Raw genomic sequence first — 18,296 nt, forward strand, 5'->3', positions numbered from 1 at the left:
TTTTCTTTTTCTTGATATTTGTAAATATAAGAAGCAGAAAAAATAACTTTTTCGTAGAATGTTTTTCTTATAAGAGCGTTATTAAGGGAAGGAGAGATTTCGTTCATTGAGCAATTTTTTAGCTGAATGGTTTAATTGCTGAAAGATGGCCCTTTCATCTCGAAATACATCAACCTGTATCGGGTAAAAGAAATAGTGGAATTGTTGTTCCAAGTTGCTATTAAAAAACGAAAGGTCAATATTTCTTGGAGCTTCTGCAACGTGGTTGCCCCGAGAACATAAAAAAATATTTAAACTTACAGAAAAATAATCCGATATTATGGGTAGGATGCGCGAAATCAATTAAATTTTATGAAAGCGGGGGAGCCAAATGAGCTTCTTTTCAAAATGCCGCCGACGCATTTTGGCGGCCATTGCAGTTGTTGCCATTGCGGCGGGCGGATCTTATCCGGCCAAAGCGGTTCAAACAAATTTCACGGATGTGAAAAAAGGAGATTATTTTTATGAAGCTGTGCACAGCCTTGCATCCCGTGGAATTTTGACTGGGTATGGCGACAAGTTTAAGCCATATCAGCCTGTTACCCGCGCCCAAGCTGCCAAAATGTTGGCTCTTGTGCTAGGTCTGGATACGAAGAATGTAAAAGATCCCGGGTTTTCGGATGTGAAAAAGCAGGATTGGTATTACGGTCCGGTTGCTGCTCTTGTGGAAGCCGGTATTATAAAAGGGGATGGCGGCAAGTTTAAGCCGTTTGAAACGTTAAACCGTGCACAAATGGCGAAAATGGTAGCGCTTGGGTTTGGATTTCAACAAGGGAAAGTGCCGACTCAGTTCACTGATGTGAAATCGTCCGATTGGTTTTCCAGTTATGTTGGTGTTTTGGTAGAAAAAGGGATTACGAAGGGGACTACACCGACAACGTTTTCGCCATACCGCGCCGTCACACGGGGGCAATTAGCGGCATTTCTATTCCGCGCTGAACAAAGTGTCGCGAATTCGGACTCTGAATATGGCGACTTGATTATTGAAGATATTTCGTAATGATGAAAAACAAGAAAGCTGTAGCCCGAGAAAATGGGAGAGTATGCGTGGTCTCTTTGTGTCCTTGCCGAAACGGTCAGGAAATCGGGAATATCATCCGATTTTCACTTCTACTTTTTACAAGATTTTTAAGATGCAGCCGAGACAGCGTAAGTAATGCCGCAAAGCATGGAGGCGCGGCTACGTCAGCCCATAGAAGGAGGAGAGAAAGGCATGTATAAAAAGTTATCAATGATGATGGCGGCTATTTTAGCGGTAGGTTCGATTTTATCGGCACCTGCGTTTGCAGCGCCAAAAGGCCACAATGAACCTTCGAAGAACCACGAGGAGAAGAAGCAAGACGAGAATAAGAATGAGGAAAAACAAAAAGAAAAAAAAGGCCATATTCAACAGTTGAAATCCATTGACAAGCAACTCGATAAAATCGAGGAAAAACTTGAATCTTATAAAAGCAAGCTGGCCGATTGGAAAGAAGAATTAGGAGAGCCGGCAACGGAGCCGACGACAGGGGAGGAGCCGTCCACTGAACCGACGGAAGGCAACACAGTGGAGAACGGAACAAAACCAGATGGAGCGCCTGCAGCTGGTGAAACAACGGAATCACCTGGAACAAGTGAAGAGGGGGCAAGTGCGGCGTTCCAAAATCAGACGGGTGAGACAGATGGTATGAACGGAACGGTATCGACAGATGCAGGAACAGGGGCAGAAATGACGGAAGATTCTACGAAAGCAAAGGAAGAAGTAGAGGAAGAGGAAGGCCCGACAGATGAAGAAATCGAGCAGGAAGTAGAGGAAATTGACGAAGATGTGCAAGAAAACCCTAGCTATGTGGGGAAACTCCGTGCATTAGAAAATCGGTTAAACGCTGTCGAAAACCGTTTAAATGCCCTTTCATCCAAAATCAACGACCAAGCTTTACTTCAAGAGAGATATGATCGCATTGAAGCATTAAGAATGGAGATTCAACAACTATTGAGCGCTATGGATAATATAGGGAAGAAAATAAAAGAACAAATCGAAAAAGACGAGACAGCCGAAGAAAAAGAGACGGTAACGGGCGTTCCAGCAACGAAAGAATGGATGGTCAAGTTCAACAAAAGCTTAAACGAACAAACGCTTTCCGAGATGGATTTTATCGTACTCGATGCAGACGGAAATGTGGTGGAAACTACCATTCAATATGTGGCTGCGAAGAAAGCGGTAAAAGTCATACCGCTTCAGCCATATAAATCCGGGCAAGCTTATATGCTTTACATCGGTAAAGAAATTAAAGATGTTAAAGGACTCAGTCTGAAAAAAGCCGTAAAAATGAAATTCGTTGTTAAATAGCTAAGAGAAAAAAGTAACGGCCTGTTTTTTTCAATATGAAACAGCTGTAGCCAGATATTCTCTAGGGCTACAGCTGTTTCTTTTCGTTTGTATCCGTTCATTGTTGTAGAATTCTATGTATTGCAAAACGGCTTGCTTCATTTCTTCAGCTGTTTCCAATTGATGCATATAGATACACTCTGTCTTTAAATGGTTGATAAAATTTTCCATACAATCATTATCTAAACAATTCCCTTTTCTAGACATACCCTGATTGTATTGTTTAAGTAGTGTGTGATATTGTCTGGATGTGTACTAAAATCCTTGGTCACTATAAGGATTCCAGACACATCTTTTTTTCGTTTGATAGCTAGTTTCACCGTGTCGATGATAAGCTTAACATCATTTCGATGACTGATTGGATAAGCGGCAATCTCATTGTTATATAAATCTTTAATGACAGACAGATATAATCGTATGCCATTGCTTTGAAGATACGTAATATCCGTCACCTGCTTTTCATTCGGTCTATTGGCTTGAATTCTCGATTCAAATGGTTATCAGATACCACGTATGCCTCTTTCTTTCCAAAATACTTTCGCTTTCTTCGAATTCTTGCTTGAATCCCTAGTTCTTTCATTAACTGATATACCCTTTTGTGGTTGATGGTTAGGTTGTATTTTTTCCTGAGCCAAGCGGTGATTCGAGGATAGCCGTAAATTCCATGGACAGTTTGGTAACACTCTTGAATCTTTTCTTTGATCTGCCCATTCTCTATTTATTTTTTCGTTTTCATGAATTTTCTCTTTCTCCACTTGTAGAATCCACTTCTTGAAACGCTGGATACCTTACAGAAGTAGACGAATGGGATATTTTTTAGATAGCTCTTCCATCGTCCTTACTTCCTCTCCTCCTTTCTTAGCGCTAATGACTTTTTTAAATACTCATTCTCCGCACGTAAATGTTCCAGTTCTTGTTTCAGGTGTGAAAGGATTTTTTCTTGGTCTGCCTTTATGTAAACCTTTTGTCTTGCCCCGTTTCTCTTCTAATCCTTGAATTCTTTCATTTTTATAGTGAGTAACCCATCTATGTAACATGGAAGAAGAGATGTAAAATTGATCCATGATTTCACGCTTCGTCCATCCCTCATACAAATATTTCTTCACCATGTCTAATTTATATTCTTTACTGTGAGTTTTTCTGATTTTTCCCATAAAAATATCCCCTCCATAGTAGACAGTACATCCCTTTCTTTTTTCTGTCTGTCTACTATAAGGGGATAATATCAAAGGCGAAACTCTTTTTTATTAAGTTACTTTTTTATTACTTCAGTTTTTGAGAATAGCATAATATCTGTTAAATCGATCGGCTCAGTAAGCACATAATCTGGCTGGAAGTATAGCTGAATTCGTTTAGATTCTTTAGCAGTTAAACGTAGTTCATTCGGAGCAAATTCAAACCAATCGAGAGCAATCCATTCACCATTGTCTGTAACGGCAATCAATGCATCCGTTGCTTCTACTGGATAAGAGAAGTTGTTTCTTGCTTCCACTAATAGAGTGAGACCGCCGTCCTCATCCCAATCATAGCCGACTGTTTTAAATAATACGGCAGGTTTAAATGAATCATCCAATACTCTCGCCATAAAAGCAGCAAATTGTGATCTTTTTAATTTATCATTTGGACGATATGTATTGTCATTGTATCCAGTAGTAATATGATTATCTACAAGACAAGAGACGTAATCATACAGCCAACTATCTTCATCAATATCATCAAAATCAGAGCCAAATGCATATGTTAGGTCATAAGCTTCTGAAAGAATTTTTGCCATTTGCCCTCTTGTTAACGTGTCCCATGGCTTAAAATAGCCGTTACTGCCCGTCATAATTCCTTCATCCGCTAAAGTCGCCGCGTATTCATAACCGTAGTCTCCTGGTTTAATATCTTTGAAATTTGGATTAGGACGGTTTTTGGTGCTTAACCCTAACGCTTTTACGAGTATTTCGGCTGCTTGCATGCGTTTAATCGGATTCTCTGGAAGAAATTTACCGTTTTGGCCTTTGATAATTTGTTTGCCTGCTAAATAGTTAATCTCGTTATACGCCCAGTAATTTGAATTTACATCTGAAAACCGGGTTGCGGCGGAAGCATTCATTGTAGGCAACGCTAACATTGCAACCAGCAATGATAAAGCAACTTGAAGAAGTATACGTTTCATGATATGTCCTCCTATAAGTTGTTTGGTAGATAATATATCCCAATTATAAAGGCGGGAAATTACTTTGAAAAGAATTTTTGGTAAAATTGTTCGTTAGTAAATTAAGGTATGTATTCCATAAAGATGTAGATAGGCTGGCTTTAAGTTACTCATTTTTATGCTGGAAATGATTATGTTTTAGAAAAAGGTGAAATGAGATGTTTTACGGACAGCCATTTCCTCCGGCACTTTATGCCAGTGTTTTTGCGACGTGCAGATCAGACGGATGCGAAAACGATCTTAAATGTGCCGCATATTCAGAAAAAGCCGGAACTGCCGCGCGGCTGTGAAGTCGCGTCTCTGGCGATGCTTTTACAGCATGCGGGAGTGAGGGCCGATAAGATGACATTCGCCAAACAAATAAAATTTATTCGATGGGAATCGATGGTGAAGGAGTAAAAACATTATTACATCGATCAAAACGAAAATTTACGGTGATAGCGGGTGCGGTGGAGAAAATTATTCTGTTTCCGATAACGGTTTTTCCGTAGCCGATTTATGTTTCTTCCTGCGGCAACGACAGAAGCAAAATCAAAATTTAAAGACGTCCCAAACGATTTTTGGGAAAAATAGGAAATTGAATTTTTAAGCAGCAAGGGGATTATTAAAGGGGTTTCCTGACGGATCATTCCATCCTAATCAGCCGGTGAAGCGCGTCCAAACTGCAATTATGATTACGAAGCATTAGGTTTGAACACTTCCAATCGGCCATCCGGGCTTTAAAAAATTTAGATAAAGAAGCATGTAATGCGATCGCTGCGGTTATGGATGCAGGATATTTTCTTTTTGTATAGATCCAATTGGTTGCATTCCACTATTTACCTAAATTTAACATACTGTCAATACCTTTTTAAATTTATACCTGTATAATAAATTGTCAAAAAAGAAAAATAATTGCAAAAATATCATATTGAAATGGGAGGTAAATCGAAATGCGTTTGTTTCGCTTTACTTTTATTAGGATGATAATCATTTGCTTTGCTTTTTTTAGCGTTTTCTTCCCTTTTTCTCTATCCGTTATGGCGGCACCATCCGCAGAATCCCCGCCGAAGGAGCCCAAAGAAACGCCATTCCAGCAAGCGCAATCTGCAACAAGTACAGCAAGCAATACGACGAGCTTACAGCTTATGCATACTCCTGTTGCGAACATCAGCAACCAGCAAGATTTAGCGATCCGTGCGAAAGTGGAAAATGGCAGCGAAAGCACGACTGTTACGCTTTTTTATCAAACTTCACCTGATTTGGAGTGGAAAGCCAAACCTTTGACAAAAGAAAATAATGATGAATATTCAGGCACCATTTCCGCTGCTGAGTATGTGGGAACGAAGCTGTCTTATTACATAGAAGCAAAAGACGGAGAGCAAACAACCTACTACCCAGCTAACAAGGAAGAACCTGTGCAAGTAACAGTACAAGCGGAAAGAAACGATGACCCGCAGAAAAATCCAAGATTGCTTATTGCGGAGATCGTTCCTGATTCCACGAACGCAGGAGGCAGCGATGGATACGAGTTTATCGAGATTTACAATAACAGCAATCAGCCTATCTCCCTGCAAGACTACCAAATTATTTACCGCTATCCCGCATCTGATCAGAAAGCAGATGTCGTTTGGAAATTTGACGACAATAAAACGATTCCAGCTCAAACTTCATTTGTTGCATGGATTAAAAACGGCTCCAATGAAGATAAAACCATTGCCGATTTCAACAACAATTATAAATCCGAAGTCAGCGAAGACAGAATGACCACGATTCACTCAGCTGGCATGGCCAACACAGCAGAAAGAACCATTATTATTGCGGATAAATTCAATAACGAAATTTCATCCGCACGTTATGGAAAAGAAAATGTTGTAGAAAACAAGGGCATTCAGTATAAGGCAGTAAATGGTCAACAGCAGCTCCTAAATATCGGCTTAAGCAACCCGGCAAATCCAGGGAAAATGATAGAAGGGCAAGTGCCTGCTGAACCTGTTCAAGTAAGTCACGATACGCAGCCGCCTGTTATTATGCATACGCCAGTAACGAAAGGAAAATGGCAGGAAGATATTAAGATGGAAGCGAGGGTGACGGATAACGAAAAAGTAGTTAGTGTCGTCTTATCCTACCGTTTTCAAGAAAATGGCGAATATAAGACCATTCCGATGGAACTAAGCAACGCGGAAACAAATACGTATACAGCGGTCATCCGAAAAGAAAGCATTTATACCAATGAAATATTTTATAAAATCGAAGCATTTGACGGAACACAAAAAGCGGAAACCGAAGAACAAAAAATTACCATCGACAGCGGATCGTTTGATGCGCAAAAATTGCCGCCATTATTAATTACAGAGCTTGTTCCAGACTCAACGAATGTCAACGGAGTGGACGGCTACGAATTTATCGAGATTTACAACAATTCTTCCAAAGATATTAACTTAAAAGATTATAAGATTCACTATCGATATCCGACGGATGGTCCTGAAGCGGATTTAGTATGGGGGCCGGAAAAAGAGGATATCATTTTGCCGGCAGGAAAAACAATGGTATTTTGGATTATCAATAAGGGGAACAAAGATAAAACGGTGGCAGATTTTAATGCACATTACGGAACTCAATTGGTAGAAAACGAAAGCATTGTGAAAGTTTACTCCAATGGCATGTCCAACACGAACCATAACGGCATTGCGATCGCGACAAATACAGGCCATGATGTTGCCGCTGCGTATTATAATGACGAACTAAATGTAAAGGATACGGCACCGGATAAAGGAATTTTCTACACGTTTCCAAGAGACGGCTCTCGCAATATGAAAAAATACAGCAGCGCCAAGGAACGCGCAACACCGGGACAAGTGGCATCGGTACAAGTGCCTGGCCAGCCTGTTGCCATTCCAGAAGACAATGAAAATCCGGCATTCGAAGATTTAACAACGCAAAAGCAAGTATCGGAATATGAAAATGTCCAGCTATTGTTTGACGCGAAAGATAATCAACAAGTCAAAACAGTCCGTCTTTTTTATAAAGACAATCAAGCGGCAGAATATAAATCGGTTGACTTGCTCCAAAATTTTAATGATGATTTATATCATTATACGATTTATTCACCGGAACTCATTGGGAAGTCATTTATTGAATATTATTTAGTCGTTTCAGACGGAACGAATGACGTTACAACGAAAAAACAACAAATATCTATTATTCATGAAGAGAAACCGCAGGGAGTGAGGCTAAACGTAACAAATGAAACGATTTTGAATCAAACCGCCATCATTAAAGCTAGTTCCAATGATATATCAAACACAACGATCCGAATTGATTCGCAAGATGTCACCGCCGAAACGAAGCCGGCGCTGGAAGATCAAGCCTATTTTGCGGTCGAGGTAAAGAAAACAAATCTTTATTTCAAAAATGGAATCACGATCGGAGATGACATATTACTTATCTTTGATGATACGGTCAATCAATATGTGACGTTAACAGTCCCGATTGATCCAAAGTACTTTGAGAAAGGGAAAGGAATGGCGATTTCTGTTCGTTCAGGCACGAAAGTATCCCCATTTGATCCAGAATCGGAAGAAAACCGCGATGATTTTTACATAAAAAATGCCAGATTAGTATTGAAAGACGGCACAGTTCTTTACGATCCCGACTATGCAGATCCGCAAAAAGAAATTTCGGTAGGGGATGGGGCGTCATCACAGAAAACAGTGGATTTCACGTTTACGGTTCCAGATGAAAAGTACAATGCCAAAGCGTATGTGTGGGATACAACGAAACAAGTGGAAGGAACGCACATCATCCAAGCCACTGATGGGCAAAACACAGTAACGGCCAATGTGAAAGTCGACAATCGCGCTCCAATGATTACTCCTTCGGTGGAAGAAGGAAAAGAATATAAAGGAGAATTTACGATTGATGCAGAGACGCAGGATGAAATCGCGGGAGTAAGCAAAGTGGAAGCAACTTTAGATGGAAAGCCGATTGCTTTGCCATTTGCGACATCATCCGCTGAATTATCGCAAGGGAAACATACGTTAATGTTGAAAGCGGTTGACCATGTTGGAAACGCTGCATCAAAAACGGTCACATTTTTGACTGTAGAAGAGCATCCTTTCAGCCCTGAAGTCATTTCGCCGAAACATCAAGAAAAAAATGTATCGACATCGCCAAAATTAAAGGTAAAAGTTTCTGATCCTACGAAAGATGATTTGCACGTTTCCTTTTTTAAAGGGTACCAATACCAGCCAGGGGAAAAAGAGTTATCGATTTATCAAAATCATATTGATCGCGAACCGCCGAAAGAGATGGCTCCAAAAGGGGAAACGGCCATCACAGGCGAGGAACTCAAAAAATTAGAAAAAGCAGATTCCCAATATATCGTCACGAAATCAATCAGTCAATTTCCGTATCAACGTTTCCAAGTGAAATTAGATAAAGAAATCGGTGCAAATGATGAAATTCAATTCACATGGGAAGGAAAGTCTCTCTTAGGCCGAAAAGTAACAATGTATGTTTGGAATTACGCTTTTAACAAATGGGAAGCGCTGCATTGGAAAGTAGCTGAAAACGATGAAAATTTTACGCTGCAAGGAACTGTAAAAGGTACAGATTACGTGAAAGACCAAACGGTGCAAGTGATGGTGCAGGATGAAATCGCGTCAACTACCCAATTTGATTACACGTTTGTTTGGATGTCTGATACGCAATATTATTCGGAAAGCTATCCGCATATTTTTAAGCGAATGACAGAATGGATTGTGGAAAAACAACAGGAATTAAACATTCAATATGTTTTCCATACGGGCGACTTAGTCGATGAAGCGGAAGACGAGATGCAATGGAACAACGCGAATGACGCGATGAGCGTTCTTGACAAGCATAACGTTCCATACGGCGTGTTGGCTGGCAATCATGATGTCGGTCATAAAACAGGCGACTATAGCCACTACAGCAAATATTTTGGGGAAGGTCGTTTTAAAGGAAAAGATTATTATGGAGAATCTTATAAAAATAACCGCGGTCATTACGATCTTGTCAGTGTAAATGGAAATGATTTCATCATGATTTATATGGGCTGGGGAGTGAATGATGAAGATATTGCTTGGATCAATGAAGTGCTTGCGAAATATCCTGACCGAATGGCGATTTTAAACTTCCATGAATATTTGCTTGTATCAGGAAACCGCAGTCCGATTGGCGATAAAATTTATGAAAAAGTGGTTGTTCCAAACAAAAATGTCATTGCAGTGCTTTGCGGGCATTATCATGATAGCGAGACATTGATCGACGAAATTGACGATAACAAAGATGGCAAGCCAGATCGCAAAGTATATCAAATACTTGCTGACTACCAAGGCGGGCCAGAAGGCGGGCAAGGATTTATGCGGCTGCTTCACGTGAATCCTGTCGAAAACAAAATTTATGTAAAAACATATTCTCCGTATTTGAATAAATACAATTTTTATGACAGTACGGCATACCCTGGAAAAGATGAATTTGTCATCGATATGAACTTGGCGCCTCAAGAAAAAATGGTGGCAACGGACAAATTTGAAGTCAATGTATTTACAAATCAAAAAATTGGCGAAGTAGCGAAAGTAAAAGACAATGAAACGGCTGAGACGGAATGGAAAAATCTAGCGGCAGGAAGAGAGTACGGATGGTATGTAATGGTTGAGGATGATTTTAAAGGAAAGACTCGTTCTTCTATTTGGACTTTTACAACAGCGAAAGGGGCGACCTATCCGGGAAACGGAAATCACAATGGAAATAATCCGCCTCCAACCGATGGTAAGAATCCGGACGGTCAAAGACCGCCTGTGGCTGGAGAAGTGATTTTGCCAGAGAATTTAATGTCCATAACAGAAGAAGTTATGCAAGATGGAACGAAAAAAATCACTGCAACAATTGCGAAGACAGCAATAGAAGATTTCATTTCTAAAGAAGCAGCATTTAATATATTAACCATTATGTTACGTCCAGAAAAAAGCAAAGAAGTTACAGAAGTGAAATTCTCATCCGATATTATTGAACTTTTAAATAAGAAAAATCAGCAATCTGCCATTCAGGTCGAGACAGGAAACGGCACATACAGCTTGCCTATCAAAGAGCTGAATCTTTCCAATTTGGCTAAACAGCTGAACGCATCTGCAGATCGGATGCAGATTGCGATTCGGATCAATACCATTTCTGATAAAGAAGGCGTGTTGAAAAAACACCGATTAACTGCTGTATCGAATATTGTTGATTTTGCTGTGCTTGCTTCCGCTGACAACAAAGAGATTGAACTGGATCGATTTACGCGGCCAATTAAACGTTCGATTAAATTTGAAAACAAAGTAAATGTGAATCGGGCGACCGTCATAAGATTGAATGAAGATGGCACCTTTACCGCTTTGCCTAGTTACTTTAATGGAAATGAAGCTGTTTTTAGAAGTATGACAAACAGCAAATATGCCGTCATAGAGCATTATCAAACGTTCTCCGATATTAAAGGGCTTTGGAACAAAGAAGATGTAGAAAAACTGGCGTCTAAATTGATTATTCGCGGCCGCAAAGATGGTACGTATGGACCTTTAGAGGATACGAAGCGGATTCATTTAGCCGTTTTGCTGGCTCGCAGTCTTGGCTTGGCAGCATCCAAAAAATATGATGGACGATTCACCGATGTGAAGGGAGACGAATGGTTTGCGGAAGAATTGATGGCTGCAGTCGAAGCGGGAATCATTAACGGAAAAGGAGACGGGCGTTTTGCACCTTATGAATCGGTTACCCGCGAACAGGCAGCTGCGATGATATCCCGTGCGATGCAATATGTTGGATATGACAAACAGAAGCTGGATGCAGGAAAATCAGTCAAAAACTATAAAGACTTTCATGCGATCGGCATTTGGGCCCGGGATGATGTGGAGTTATTGCTGCAGGCTGGTATTATGCAAGGTCGCAAGACAGGTGAATTTGCTCCGCGCGAACCTGCGAATCGTTCTCATATCGCCGCTATTTTGAACCGTTTCTTAACATTTGTTGGCTATATGAATTAAACTGGCGTACTGCTATCCGCCAAAGCTTGCCGGAAGACTGATTGGATAAATAGGAAAGGAGAATACCGCATAGTGCGAAATATGCACATAACTTTGCCAAACAGGCAATAAATGCGGCCTTTTCCCGATACTCAATCGGGGAAAGGCCGTTCCGTTTTTCTTGGAAACGGCTGATACTCTTCAACCGTTTTGGGGGCACTACAATATCTCCGTGTAAATTAGCACATTATTTCGGACCTATTGCCAATTATTTCGTGCAAAATCGGAAATAGCGCTCAGGTCTTTGCGAATTATTCAGATTTTGCACAGCATCTCTGATGGTTTTCACCTTATTCGGTCACACTACATAAAAACAGTGGAACCCTTGTTGATTCCCTCCTTAGCAAAATGCCATTCCATTTGAGATATAGACATGTCTCTCCGTTTTCGATGTTGTTTGGTGCATTCAATTCAAAGGCGCCTTTACTTTTTTTTACATAATAAAAAACTTTATACAAAAATTTTATATATTATTTTCTATTAATTTTTTCCAGATCAGTCTAGATATATTAACCTATGTCTTTTTATTTAAAAAAATGGTGTGTTTATAATAAAAAAATCCTATAAATTTTGTATTTATAATAAAAAAATCCTATAGTTTGTCGATATAAGAAATAGAAAGAGAGGCGGTTAATAAGGACAAATTGATTAAAATGCGATATGAAAAAAGACCTAATAACACCATTAATGATTGTCTAATGTTGAAAAAGATGGTATATTAAACAAACTTTTAAGCTTTTTTGCTTTTTTTACCAATATTATTTTTCTTTAATTTCTATAAGATGAATTTTTTGGAGGGATTACAGATGGCTGTTGAATTGAAAAAAGGATTATTGGAGGAACATATTCGCGCGATTTTGGAGCTGATAGGCGAAGACCCGAAACGAGAAGGGCTTTTAGATACACCGAAACGTGTGGCCAAAATGTATGAAGAAGTATTTGCCGGGGTTGGAGTAAATCCCGAAACGGCTTTAACCACTACTTTTGAAGAAGAGTATGAAGGTCTTGTCATCGTCAAGGATATTAATTATTACACATTTTGCGAACACCATTTGATTCCTTTCTTTGGGAAAGCGCATATTGGCTATATTCCAAATGGGCGAGTTGTTGGTTTGAGCAAATTTGCCCGTTTAGTAGAACTTGTATCGAAAAGGCCGCAAGTGCAAGAAAGAATGACGCAACAAATTGCCGATGCGATCATGAATGTTCTTAAACCGGAAGGAGTTATTGTCAGCGTGGAAGGTCAACATCTTTGTATGTGCGCAAGAGGTGTGAAAAAACCTGGCAGCTCCACAGTGACTACAGTGAAAAAAGGTGTTTTTAAAGAAAATGATGCGTTGGTGCAAGAATTTGAACGCGCTCTGTTAAGAGATTAAAGGGAGGAACTTTTTATGTTATATCTCGCACGAAAAACGCATTTTTCGGCCGCGCACTTTTATCGCATTGATCAATGGAGTGAAGAAGAAAACAAAAAAGTGTTTGGGCCATGCAGCAACCCGAGCGGGCATGGGCATAATTATACGTTAGAAGTCATGGTGAAAGGAAAAATAGACAAAAAATCAGGAATTGTCGTCAATATTACCGATGTCGATAAAGTCGTTCAATCGTTTGTCGAGAAAGAATTAGACGGCAAGTTTTTAAATAAAGAAAATCCTTATTTTAAAGAAAAGATTCCTACAACGGAAAATATTGTGACGTATTTATGGGAATCGCTGGATGGAAAATTCGCTAACTGCAAACTCCATAAAATCCGTTTGCACGAAAATGATTTCTTATATTCAGAGAAGGAGGAAAATTCGATGGTTCGGCTAACAAGAAAATACCATTTTTCCGCTGCCCATCGTTTACATAGTGAACAACTAAGCGATGAAGAAAATCTTTCGATATTTGGAAAGTGCAACAACCCTTACGGCCACGGCCATAACTATTATTTGGAAGTCACAGTCAGCGGAAATCCTGACCCTGTTACAGGAATGATCGCAAATATCGCAGACGTGGATAGAATTGTTCACCAAGAAGTGATACAAAAATTTGATCATAAACATTTAAATCTCGACACGGAAGAATTTAAACATTTAAACCCAACGTCGGAAAATGTTGCGATTGTTATTTGGGATTTGTTATCTCCAAAACTCCCGAATCTTTACAAAATAGGGCTATACGAGACGGAAAAAAATTACTTTGAATATTACGGTCCGGAAAAGGAGTAGAAGCATGGAAAAACATTTGCAACTAGCGGGAAAAACGATAGCCATTACAGGCTCAAGCAAGGGGATTGGAAAAGAAACGGCATTATTGCTTCAAAATTTAGGGGCAAACCTAGTCTTAGGCAGTCGCAGCAATAACGATCAGCTTTCAGAAAACGTTTTGTCGCTGCATTTAGACGTAACGGACGAACAATCTGTAAAAAACTTTTATGAACGGGCCGTTCAACAGTTTGGCACTGTTGATGTATTGATTAACAGCGCGGGTGTCGGAATGTTCGAGCCAATTATCGATTCTTCTACAGATCACTTTGACCAAATGATTTTGGTGAATTTGCGAGGAACTTATCTGACATGCAAATATTTCGGCAAACATATGGCTGAGAGAGGAAAAGGACAAATCATCAATTTAGTGTCCATCGCCGGCACTACCGCGTTGCCGGGATGCGGCGGCTATTCGGCGTCAAAGTTCGGGGTATTGGGGTTAACGAAAGTGCTGCAAGCAGAGCTTCGCCAAAAGGGAGTGCAAGTCACGGCCGTTCTCCCCGGCGCAGTAAATAGCAGCTTTTGGGAAACGATTGAGCCTAAACCGGATGTATCCAATATGATTCCGACAGAGACAGTAGCCAAACACTTGCTTTACTTAATTACTCAACCACCGGGGGCGTTTGTCGATGAGATTACCATCATGCCCCCTCTAGGAATCTTGTAGGGGGTTCTTCCATTGAGGAGGCTAATCGATAAAATTTTTAAAGATGCTGATAAAAGACCTAATTTTTTTGCCCCATCTCTCCCGGCCGACTTATCTTATTCAGAACTTAACTTTATGACGAAAAGAGGTTTTCTCGGGAAGAAATTAAGCCAGTATCTCGGCTTAAGTAAAGATGAAGGGGATTTTTTATTTTATCTTTCACTATCAAAACCATTTTTTACAAATCCGGATAGAGAAAACAAAGGCGAATTTATTCTTTATTTGAGTGAACTAATGTTAAAGTGGGGTGAACAAAAACTAGATATACCTCACCAAATTAAAAATTTAGACGTTAGACCGGATATACAAAACGCCATGTTAAAGGCCTATGATATGTACAAGAACGATCTGTTTTCCTCACCTGATGCGGCCGAAGAACGACCGCTTGTTGCTTCCCATTGCGGAGAGCAATGGGAAGTTTACCGAGATGTGATGTTTGCTGCGACACAGGGAAAGTTTTTGCTTATTACCGAAGAAGAAGTAAGCAAATATAAAGAAGGAATCGTGTTATGCGAAGGAAGGGTAAAAGATCGTTCCGATATACCAATTTGCCGCAATCTGGCTAAAGAGAAGCTGGAATCAGAAGGATTGAGCCAATCCACGATAATGAGCTGGCTATTAGTGTTATCGGAGGCTATTACGAATGTCATTAAACACGCAGAAGAAGGAAAAATGACGATTCTCAAAGATGAAAAGAACAATGAAATACGATTTGTGATCGAGGATAAGGGGCCCGGATTTGCTTTAAAAGATTTGCCGAAAAAAACGCTTTTAGCCGGATATTCCACAAAAAAATCTTTGGGACAAGGCTTCACGCTGATGATGAAAATGGCGAAACGCGTGCTATTGTTTACCTCTCCAAAAGGTTCCACCTTAATTCTAAGTTTTGATATCCATAAAGAAAATAGGGATGAGTTGGGCAATGCCGGATAAAGTTTAACGTGATTTTGCTGCTGGGGAGGCAGACTTTTTTAATATTTTTTCATTATAGAAAGGGGATAAAAAATTGGAAACACCAATGCATGATTCCGTCTCCAAGACGATTAGCAGAACGTTAAGAACGGCTAGCCTTATCGACGCGTTTTGGGAAAGATGGTTGGCCCATGGGCTTGAGAAAGAGGATTTGGAGAAAGTCCGCCCTGATTTAAAAACGCTGGAACTTTGGTTTCAATCTTGGGAACGGTTAGCGAAAGAGAAAGAGAAAAAAGCGAAAGAACTGGAAATGAAGGAGAAATATAAAGAAGCGGAATATGCGTACCGACAAACAGCCTTATATTACAATCTCAACTACTGGATCAATCCACAGCGTTCAGAGGAAAAACAATACTGGTATAAAAAATGTTTGCAATTTACCGCCAAAGCAGACTCTTTATCGGAAGTAAAAACATTATATCGAACAATTTCCATTGATGACTTTGCGGCTTCGGGAAGAATACGGATTCCTTCTAACGCCAAAGGATGTATTTTGATTATTAACCCGATAGATTCATCAAAAGAAGAATTGTTCAAATATGAAATGGATTTTATTGAAGCAGGGTTTGCCACAGTAAGTTTTGACGGACCAGGGCAAGGGGAAACGTTTACTTTAAACGGGGTAATTGGCACACGAATAAGATGGGAAAAATTCATCAATCAATTGATTGATGACATAAGTGAATCTTTTTCCGAATTGCCTATCTATTTATTTGGGACTAGTCTTGGTGCTTCTTGGGCTTTATATGGAAGTTCCCATCCAAAAGTAGCAAAGGCAGTTGCCGTAAGTCCTGCATTGGAATTAGAAAAAATGAATTTGCCGGCCTATTTTATGGGGCGCATGAATTGCTCATGCGTTGTAGATGAAAAAGAAGAAAGAGCGATTCCAAAATTTAACGAGATAAACTATCGATCGCCTGTTCTTATGTTTCACGGAAATAAAGATATGATGGTTCCAAATGATAAAATGTATGATTTATTCAAAACATTGCCTGTAGAGAAAAAACTAATTGAATTCCCAGATGAGGGGCATGTTTGTAATAACAGGCTTGATGAAATTCGCCAATTATCTTTGCTGTGGTTTTCCGGAAAGTATGATTTTGAGGAAGGATTGGTATATGATGAAAGTTAAAAATATCACATTGCGCAGGCAATTTCTTATTAGGATCGTTTCCGCTTTATTCATTATCGCTTTATGTTCCGGAGCCATTCAAATTTATTTGATGAAAGAGCAAATTATACGCCAGACCAATCAAGAAGCGGAAGTATTGGCGAGAGATGTATTAAGAACCGTTGAACAAACAGAATTAGCTACGCAATCTATTGAACATCAAATTGATTTAAAACTAATATCTTATGCGAAACATATCGCCACCTTATTGCAGGGGAGGCCTGCCGAGCAAATTACCCAAGAAGAGTTATTAAAAATCCGCGATGATCTAGGTTTAGCGGGGATTACCATATTTCAAGAGGCGAAGTCAAAAGATGATATTGTAGGAGTCGTTGCAACAGAAAAGGAAGAAATCGGTTTTAGTTTCAAGAAATTCGGCTATTACGAAGTTGGAAAAATGCTTTTAAGCGGAGGAAAGCCTTTCATTCCAGGAGCAACATTTTCCGATAAAAACGTATTAGTTTTGCCTATTGCTCAGTCTGGTTCGCATAAAACAGAACCTGCATTTTTTAAATATGCATATTATCATGCCCCTAATACAGATTACATTATTAATCCTTATATAGAGGCAAATGAAGTTTACCACTACACAGAAGTGGTGGGACCAAATAAAACGATCAACAAACTAATGAAAGAAAACGATGTTTTACTAGAAATTGCCGTTTTACATCCTAAAGTTTTTGCTAATCCGTCGCTGGAAAAACAGCTGTATCCGCCGTTAAAGAAAATCGAGGCGGGGAGTTTCCGTTTGCAAACTGGCAAAGACCGGGATTTTTTAACGAAGCGTGATATGAAAAAGGTATCTTATATCGACAAGATTGATGGCAAAAAAGTATATAAAATGTTTCTTCCGTTAGGTGACGATCGAGTCATTTATTTGGCGTTAGACTATGGAAAAATGAGCGCCCCGCTTTATCGCCATTCCATTATTTTAATTGTTTCTGGATTAGTTTCCTTGTTGATCCTGTTCTTATTAACCGCTCGCTTCTTTCATCACATCTATGAAAATATACGAAAAATTCAAAGACAAATCAAATTATTGGAAGAAGGCAATCTCACTGCCAAAAGCGAAGTCAATGACGGAAGCGAATTGGAAAAATTATCGGAAAGCACAAATCGAATGGTAGATAAATTAAATCAACTTGTAACAGATATACAAGAACAGGCGGCCCATACTCAACGGTTATCGGTGCTGCTAGAAGCGGTGGCTTCCCAATCGGTTGAAAAAATGTACGAGCTGTCAACGGAAGCGACCATGAAATCAAGGGAACAATTGTATGAAATCACCGAGTTTTTCGATGAAATGATCGCCGCTTTGCAACCATATAAGCAAGATGAAAATATCGGGAACGTCATCGAAAGAGTAGAAGTAATGAGGAAAATGGCGAATGAGCAGACAGCGGCGACCACAGAGATGACGATCGCTTTATCGGACTTGCTTCAATCATTGCACGAACAGGCAAGAGAATTATCGGAAATATCCAACCTGTTGCTTGATTATATGGCCAAATTTAAACTTTCATGAGA

14 protein-coding genes and 2 pseudogenes are annotated in these 18,296 nt (G+C 39.7%); 11 read left to right on the forward strand and 5 right to left on the reverse strand.

Annotation, left to right across the window (positions count from 1 at the left end; translation table 11 throughout):
- The first annotated feature begins 370 nt into the window (after nt 1-370).
- Nucleotides 371-1,039, forward strand: coding sequence for an S-layer homology domain-containing protein (locus MWM02_RS01620; protein ID WP_064552228.1), 669 nt, complete (start codon nt 371-373; stop codon nt 1,037-1,039).
- A 213-nt stretch (nt 1,040-1,252) separates the two neighbouring features.
- Nucleotides 1,253-2,368, forward strand: a complete 1,116-nt coding sequence (locus MWM02_RS01625; RefSeq protein WP_244402808.1) for an Ig-like domain-containing domain — start codon at nt 1,253-1,255, stop codon at nt 2,366-2,368.
- Between the two features lie 30 nt (nt 2,369-2,398).
- On the opposite strand, the gene MWM02_RS19540 is transcribed toward MWM02_RS01625, so the two are convergent.
- From MWM02_RS19540 to MWM02_RS01640, 5 genes are all read right to left on the reverse strand, one after another.
- Entirely contained in the window at nt 2,399-2,614 is a 216-nt protein-coding gene (locus tag MWM02_RS19540) for an IS3 family transposase (RefSeq protein WP_481861695.1), read from the reverse strand.
- Nucleotides 2,590-2,889, reverse strand: coding sequence for a DDE-type integrase/transposase/recombinase (locus tag MWM02_RS19545; protein ID WP_481861759.1), 300 nt, complete (start codon nt 2,887-2,889; stop codon nt 2,590-2,592). The genes MWM02_RS19540 and MWM02_RS19545 overlap by 25 nt, the downstream gene beginning before the upstream one ends.
- Nucleotides 2,856-3,125 carry an IS3 family transposase gene (locus tag MWM02_RS01630; RefSeq protein WP_481861760.1) on the reverse strand — a complete coding sequence of 90 codons (270 nt, stop codon included), beginning with the start codon at nt 3,123-3,125 and terminating at the stop codon, nt 2,856-2,858. Before MWM02_RS01630 ends, MWM02_RS19545 begins: the two co-directional genes overlap by 34 nt.
- 166 nt (nt 3,126-3,291) lie before the next feature.
- Nucleotides 3,292-3,561, reverse strand: coding sequence for a helix-turn-helix domain-containing protein (locus MWM02_RS01635; protein WP_064552225.1), 270 nt, complete (start codon nt 3,559-3,561; stop codon nt 3,292-3,294).
- A 98-nt stretch (nt 3,562-3,659) separates the two neighbouring features.
- Complete coding sequence (locus MWM02_RS01640; RefSeq protein ID WP_064552224.1) at nt 3,660-4,568, reverse strand: S-layer homology domain-containing protein; 909 nt, start codon at nt 4,566-4,568, stop codon at nt 3,660-3,662.
- Between the two features lie 276 nt (nt 4,569-4,844).
- Here MWM02_RS01640 and MWM02_RS01645 point away from each other — a divergent pair.
- The 9 genes and pseudogenes from MWM02_RS01645 to MWM02_RS01685 all read left to right on the forward strand — a co-directional run.
- A pseudogene (locus tag MWM02_RS01645) lies at nt 4,845-4,973 on the forward strand (C39 family peptidase); the annotation flags it as partial.
- Nucleotides 4,974-5,229: 256 nt separating this feature from the next.
- Nucleotides 5,230-5,295, forward strand: a pseudogene (locus MWM02_RS01650) (hypothetical protein); the annotation flags it as partial.
- A gap of 244 nt (nt 5,296-5,539) precedes the next feature.
- Nucleotides 5,540-11,632 (forward strand): S-layer homology domain-containing protein, encoded by a 6,093-nt coding sequence (locus MWM02_RS01655; RefSeq protein WP_244402810.1) that lies wholly within the window; start codon nt 5,540-5,542, stop codon nt 11,630-11,632.
- Nucleotides 11,633-12,477: 845 nt separating this feature from the next.
- Complete coding sequence (gene folE / locus MWM02_RS01660; RefSeq protein ID WP_244402811.1) at nt 12,478-13,047, forward strand: GTP cyclohydrolase I FolE; 570 nt, start codon at nt 12,478-12,480, stop codon at nt 13,045-13,047.
- Between the two features lie 15 nt (nt 13,048-13,062).
- Nucleotides 13,063-13,881: a 6-carboxytetrahydropterin synthase gene (locus tag MWM02_RS01665; RefSeq protein WP_244402812.1), complete on the forward strand. Its 819-nt coding sequence runs from the start codon at nt 13,063-13,065 to the stop codon at nt 13,879-13,881.
- A 4-nt stretch (nt 13,882-13,885) separates the two neighbouring features.
- On the forward strand, nt 13,886-14,587 hold the full coding sequence (locus tag MWM02_RS01670; RefSeq protein ID WP_064552220.1) for an SDR family oxidoreductase: 702 nt from the start codon (nt 13,886-13,888) through the stop codon (nt 14,585-14,587).
- A gap of 12 nt (nt 14,588-14,599) precedes the next feature.
- The gene (locus MWM02_RS01675) at nt 14,600-15,559 is read left to right on the forward strand and encodes an ATP-binding protein (protein ID WP_244402813.1); all 960 of its coding nucleotides are present in this window, start codon (nt 14,600-14,602) and stop codon (nt 15,557-15,559) included.
- Nucleotides 15,560-15,632: 73 nt separating this feature from the next.
- A complete protein-coding gene (locus tag MWM02_RS01680; protein WP_232509592.1) occupies nt 15,633-16,730 on the forward strand; it encodes an alpha/beta hydrolase in 1,098 nt (365 codons plus the stop codon).
- The gene (locus MWM02_RS01685; RefSeq protein ID WP_244402814.1) at nt 16,717-18,294 is read left to right on the forward strand and encodes a methyl-accepting chemotaxis protein; all 1,578 of its coding nucleotides are present in this window, start codon (nt 16,717-16,719) and stop codon (nt 18,292-18,294) included. Before MWM02_RS01680 ends, MWM02_RS01685 begins: the two co-directional genes overlap by 14 nt.
- Nucleotides 18,295-18,296 lie beyond the last annotated feature (2 nt).

Origin of the sequence: Parageobacillus sp. KH3-4 (assembly GCF_022846435.1) — a bacterium.
GTDB classification, from domain to species: Bacteria; Bacillota; Bacilli; order Bacillales; family Anoxybacillaceae; genus Parageobacillus; species Parageobacillus thermoglucosidasius_A.

Excerpts from the sequence above, each read along its gene's own strand:
- MWM02_RS01670 (WP_064552220.1), top strand. The coding sequence starts at position 13,886 with ATGGAAAAACATTTGCAACTAGCGGGAAAAACGATAGCCATTACAGGC.
- MWM02_RS01635 (WP_064552225.1), bottom strand. The coding sequence starts at position 3,561 with ATGGGAAAAATCAGAAAAACTCACAGTAAAGAATATAAATTAGACATG.
- folE (WP_244402811.1), top strand. The coding sequence starts at position 12,478 with ATGGCTGTTGAATTGAAAAAAGGATTATTGGAGGAACATATTCGCGCG.
- MWM02_RS01655 (WP_244402810.1), top strand. The coding sequence starts at position 5,540 with ATGCGTTTGTTTCGCTTTACTTTTATTAGGATGATAATCATTTGCTTT.
- MWM02_RS01665 (WP_244402812.1), top strand. The coding sequence starts at position 13,063 with ATGTTATATCTCGCACGAAAAACGCATTTTTCGGCCGCGCACTTTTAT.
- MWM02_RS01625 (WP_244402808.1), top strand. The coding sequence starts at position 1,253 with ATGTATAAAAAGTTATCAATGATGATGGCGGCTATTTTAGCGGTAGGT.
- MWM02_RS01640 (WP_064552224.1), bottom strand. The coding sequence starts at position 4,568 with ATGAAACGTATACTTCTTCAAGTTGCTTTATCATTGCTGGTTGCAATG.
- MWM02_RS01620 (WP_064552228.1), top strand. The coding sequence starts at position 371 with ATGAGCTTCTTTTCAAAATGCCGCCGACGCATTTTGGCGGCCATTGCA.
- MWM02_RS01685 (WP_244402814.1), top strand. The coding sequence starts at position 16,717 with ATGATGAAAGTTAAAAATATCACATTGCGCAGGCAATTTCTTATTAGG.
- MWM02_RS19540 (WP_481861695.1), bottom strand. The coding sequence starts at position 2,614 with ATGTCTAGAAAAGGGAATTGTTTAGATAATGATTGTATGGAAAATTTT.